Origin of the sequence: Propioniciclava sp. (assembly GCF_036744435.1) — a bacterium.
Lineage (GTDB): Bacteria > Actinomycetota > Actinomycetes > Propionibacteriales > Propionibacteriaceae > Propioniciclava.
On the sequence record NZ_DAIOIA010000173.1, the window covers coordinates 1 to 4,306 of the forward strand.

The 4,306-nt window shown below is 65.6% G+C and carries 4 protein-coding genes and 1 riboswitch; all 4 genes read right to left on the reverse strand.

The window, feature by feature from the left end; translation table 11 throughout:
* Positions 1–56: 56 nt before the first annotated feature.
* Genes nrdF through nrdH form a run of 4 tightly spaced genes read right to left on the reverse strand, consistent with a single transcriptional unit; the run spans position 57 to position 3,887 of the window.
* Positions 57–1,031 carry a class 1b ribonucleoside-diphosphate reductase subunit beta gene (gene nrdF / locus V7E09_RS14605; protein ID WP_324523620.1) on the reverse strand — a complete coding sequence of 325 codons (975 nt, stop codon included), beginning with the start codon at positions 1,029–1,031 and terminating at the stop codon, positions 57–59.
* A 36-nt stretch (positions 1,032–1,067) separates the two neighbouring features.
* Positions 1,068–3,224, reverse strand: coding sequence for a class 1b ribonucleoside-diphosphate reductase subunit alpha (nrdE, locus tag V7E09_RS14610; protein WP_324523621.1), 2,157 nt, complete (start codon positions 3,222–3,224; stop codon positions 1,068–1,070).
* Complete coding sequence (nrdI, locus tag V7E09_RS14615; protein WP_324510862.1) at positions 3,155–3,607, reverse strand: class Ib ribonucleoside-diphosphate reductase assembly flavoprotein NrdI; 453 nt, start codon at positions 3,605–3,607, stop codon at positions 3,155–3,157. The genes nrdE and nrdI overlap by 70 nt, the downstream gene beginning before the upstream one ends.
* 46 nt (positions 3,608–3,653) lie before the next feature.
* Positions 3,654–3,887, reverse strand: coding sequence for a glutaredoxin-like protein NrdH (nrdH, locus tag V7E09_RS14620; protein ID WP_324510863.1), 234 nt, complete (start codon positions 3,885–3,887; stop codon positions 3,654–3,656).
* A 129-nt stretch (positions 3,888–4,016) separates the two neighbouring features.
* A riboswitch (cobalamin riboswitch) is annotated at positions 4,017–4,236 on the reverse strand.
* Positions 4,237–4,306: the final 70 nt, after the last annotated feature.

Consider the following 4,306-nt stretch of genomic DNA (forward strand, 5'->3'; position numbering starts at 1 on the left):
GCCTGCGGGAACCTCCCGCCCTTCTCGCGATTGATCAATGTCTCCGGGCAGTACAACTAGAAGTCCCAATCCTCGTCGGCGGTGTTCACCGCTTTGCCCATCACGTAGCTGGAACCGGATCCGGAGAAGAAATCGTGGTTCTCGTCGGCGTTGGGGGACAGTGCGGAGAGGATGGCGGGGGAGACGTCCGTGGCGGCCTTGGGGAACAGGGCCTCGTACCCGAGGTTCATCAGGGCCTTGTTGGCGTTGTAGCGCAGGAACGCCTTGACGTCCTCGGTGAGGCCGAGCGGGTCGTACAGGTCCTCGGTGTAGGACTCCTCGTTGTCGTACAGCTCGGTGAGCAGGTCGAACGTGTAGTCCTTCAGCTCGTCGCGGCGCTCCTGGGACGCCTCGGCGAGCGCCCGCTGGTACTTGTAGCCGATGTAGTAGCCGTGGACGGCCTCGTCGCGGATGATCAGCCGGATCAGGTCGGCGGTGTTGGTGAGCTTGGCGCGGCTCGACCAATGCATCGGGGCGTAGAAGCCGGAGTAGAACAGGAACGACTCCAGCATGGTGGAGGCGACCTTCCGCTTCTCCGCATCCTCGCCGTAGTAGTAGTCGAGCACGATCTTCGCCTTGGTCTGCAGGTGCTCGTTCTCCTCGCTCCATCGGAACGCCTCGTCGATCTCGGCGGTGGAGATCAGCGTGGAGAAGATGGAGGAGTAGCTCTTGGCGTGCACCGACTCCATGAACGCGATGTTGGTGTAGACCGCCTCCTCGTGCGGGGTGCGGGCGTCGGGGATCAGCGACACCGCGCCGACCGTGCCCTGGATGGTGTCCAGCATCGTCAGCCCGGTGAACACACGGGTCGTCATGAGTTGCTCGGCGGGCAGCAGGGTCCGCCAGGAGGGGATGTCGTTGGACAGCGGCACCTTCTCGGGCAGCCAGAAGTTGCCGGTGAGGCGATCCCACACCTCCAGGTCCAGGTCGTCTTCGAGGCGGTTCCAGTTGATGGCCTGGACGCCGCGCAGCAGGGTTAGTTTCTTCGTCATCGTCGTCTCTCAATCAAGAAGTGGTGGGAGGGGCGGTCAGAGCATGCAGCTCACGCAGCCGTCGACTTCGGTTCCCGCCAGCGCCAACTGCCGCAGCCGGATGTAGTACAGCGACTTGATGCCCCGACGCCACGCGTAGATCTGGGCGCGGTTCACGTCGCGGGTCGTGGCCGAATCGGGGAAGAACAGCGTCAGCGACAACCCCTGGTCGACGTGCTGGGTGGCCGCCGCGTAGGTGTCGATGATCTTCTCCGGGCCGATCTCGTAGGCGTCGGCGTAGTACTCCAGGTTGTCGTTGGTCATGTAAGGCGCCGGGTAGTAGACCCGGCCGATCTTGCCCTCCTTGCGGATCTCGACCTTCGCCACGATGGGGTGGATCGAGCTCGTGGAGTGATTGATGTAGCTGATCGACCCGGTCGGCGGGATCGCCTGGAGGTTCTGGTTGTACAGCCCGAACTGGGCGACGTCCGCGGCCAGCGCACGCCAGTCCTCGGGGGTGGGCAGGGTGAGGCCCGCCTGTGCGAGCAGTTCCGCGACCCGCGGCGTCGCCGGGGTCCACTCGCCCTCGATGTAGCGGGTGAAGTAGGCCCCCGAGGCGTAGTCGGAGCGTTCGAACCCGTCGAAGCGGACGCCGCGCTCGGCCGCGATCCGGCAGGACGCCCGTAGCGCGTGGAAGGTCACCGTGTAGAAGTACAGGTTGGTGAAGTCGATGCCCTCGGCCGACCCGTAGTGGATGGACTCGCGGGCCAGGTAGCCATGGAGGTTCATCTGCCCCAGCCCGATGGCGTGGCTGAGCGCGTTGCCGTGCTCGATGCTGGGCACGCACGAGATGTCGGACTGGTCCGAGACGGCCGTCAGCGCCCGCACCGCCACCTCGACGGTGGTGCCCAGGTCGCCACCGTCCATGGCCTTGGCGATGTTGAGCGAGCCCAGATTGCAGGAGATGTCCTTGCCGATCTGGTCATAACCCAGATCGGGGCGGTAGGTGGACGCCGAGGACACCTGCAGGATTTCCGAGCACAGGTTCGACATGGTGACCCGCCCGTCGATCGGGTTGGCGCGGTTCACCGTGTCCTCGAAGACGAGGTAGGGGTAGCCGGACTCGAACTGGATCTCGGCCAGGGTCTGGAAGAACCGGCGCGCATTGATCTTGGTCTTGTGGATCCGGCCGTCATCGACCATGTCGCGATAGTGCTCCGAGATCGACACCTCGGTGAACGGCATCCCGTAGACGCGCTCGACGTCGTAGGGGCTGAACAGGTACATGTCCTCGTCGTCGCGGGCCAACTGGAAGGTGATGTCGGGGATCACCACGCCCAGCGACAGCGTCTTGATCCGGATCTTCTCATCGGCGTTCTCCCGCTTGGTGTCGAGGAACGCCAGGATGTCGGGGTGGTGGGCGTGCAGATACACCGCCCCCGCGCCCTGACGCGCGCCGAGCTGGTTGGCGTAGGAGAAGGAGTCCTCCAGCAGCTTCATCACCGGGATCACGCCCGAGGACTGGTTCTGGATCCGCTTGATCGGTGCGCCCGCCTCGCGCAGGTTCGTCAGCGACAACGCGACTCCGCCGCCGCGCTTGGAGAGCTGCAGCGAGGAGTTGATCGCCCGCGCGATGGACTCCATGTTGTCCTCGACCCGCAGCAGGAAGCAGGAGACGAGTTCGCCGCGCTGGGCCTTGCCCGCGTTGAGGAAGGTGGGGGTGGCGGGCTGGAAGCGTCCGGCCATGATCTCGTCGGCGATCTGCTCGGCCAGCCGCTCATCGCCCGCCGCGAGCGTCAACGCGACCAGGCACACCCGGTCCTCGAACCGCTCCAGGTAGCGGGTCCCGTCGAACGTCTTCAGCGTGTAGGACGTGTAGTACTTGAACGCCCCCATGAAGGTCGGGAACCGGAACTTCACGGCGTAGGCGCGCTTGAACAGCGCCTTGATGAATGCGAAGTCGTAGCGCTCCAGGACGGCCGCCTCGTAGTAGCCCTCCTCCAACAGGTAGTCGAGCTTCTCCTTCAGCGAATGGAAGAAGACGGTGTTCTGGTTGACGTGCTGCAGGAAGTACTCCCGCGCGGCGCCTCGGTCGGCGTCGAACTGGATCCGGCCCTCATCGTCGTACAGGTTCAGCAGCGCGTTCAGCGCGTGGTAGTCGAGGCGAGCGCCGGGCTGTTCGAGGCCGGTGTCGGTGAGCAGAGTCGTTGCCATGAGGAGGTCAGCCCTTCGCGGACCCGCCCGACGTCGTCGGGGGTGCCCATCAGTTCGAATCGGTACAAGAGGGGGACGCCGCACTTGGCGGCGACGATGTCGCCCGCCAGCCCGTAGGCCGTCCCGAAGTTGGTGTTGCCGCCGGTGATCACCCCGCGGATGCCGGCCCGGTTGCCCGGATCGTTGAGGAACGCAATGACCTGCTTGGGGACCGCGCCGCGATCGTTGCCGCCCCCATAGGTCGGGACGACCAGGACGTAGGGGTGTCCGACGCGCAGCGGTGGTTCCGAGGGACGCAGCGGGATCCGGGACGCGTCCAGGCCGAGCTTGGCGACGAACCGGTGCGTGTTGCCGGAGGCGGAGGAGAAGTACACCAGCCGCACGCCATCTCCTGACTCGGCCCCGGGCCTGCCCGAGATCACCACGTCCTCAGGCGGCGCGCAGCGCGGTCGCCTTGATGAGATCGGGCCGGAAACCGGACCAATGCTCGTCGTCGACCATCACGACGGGGGCCTGCTGGTAGCCGAGCGCCTTCACCTGGTCGAGGGCGTCCGCGTCGGTGCTGAGGTCGACGACGTCGTAGTCGAGGCCGAGCTTGTCCAGCGCCTTGTAGGTGGCGGTGCACTGCACGCAGGAGGGCTGGGAGTAGATGGTGATGGTCATGTGGTTCGTCCTATCCGTCGAAGAAGAACAGCGACGTGGACGAGGCGACCGGACGCGGGTGCAACCCCGTGCGGCACGCAGCCCTCCCACGAGGCTGAGCAAACCGGCACCCGGGGCGTCCGCGAGAACGGAGTCCGGGTGGCAGAGGCAGGTCTTCGGACTCGTGGGCGGGGCCGGTGCCGAGGCGTCGACCGTGACCTACTGGCCATCGCTTCCCAGGTGGCAACCCAGTGCTGATGATGGCGTTCGTTCCCACATACCGCTGCGGGGCAGTTCCGGATTCGCACCGGATTCCCTCTTGCGACGACCCACCTGGCTGGCGGGCCGAACCACTACGTCGACCACTATATACAGAAACTCCGGGCGGCGCGATCCACTACATATGGTGTTTCGTGGGCGCTACGAGGCCGCCTCACTCC

Excerpts from the sequence above, each read along its gene's own strand:
- nrdF (WP_324523620.1), bottom strand. The coding sequence starts at position 1,031 with ATGACGAAGAAACTAACCCTGCTGCGCGGCGTCCAGGCCATCAACTGG.
- nrdE (WP_324523621.1), bottom strand. The coding sequence starts at position 3,224 with ATGGCAACGACTCTGCTCACCGACACCGGCCTCGAACAGCCCGGCGCT.
- nrdH (WP_324510863.1), bottom strand. The coding sequence starts at position 3,887 with ATGACCATCACCATCTACTCCCAGCCCTCCTGCGTGCAGTGCACCGCC.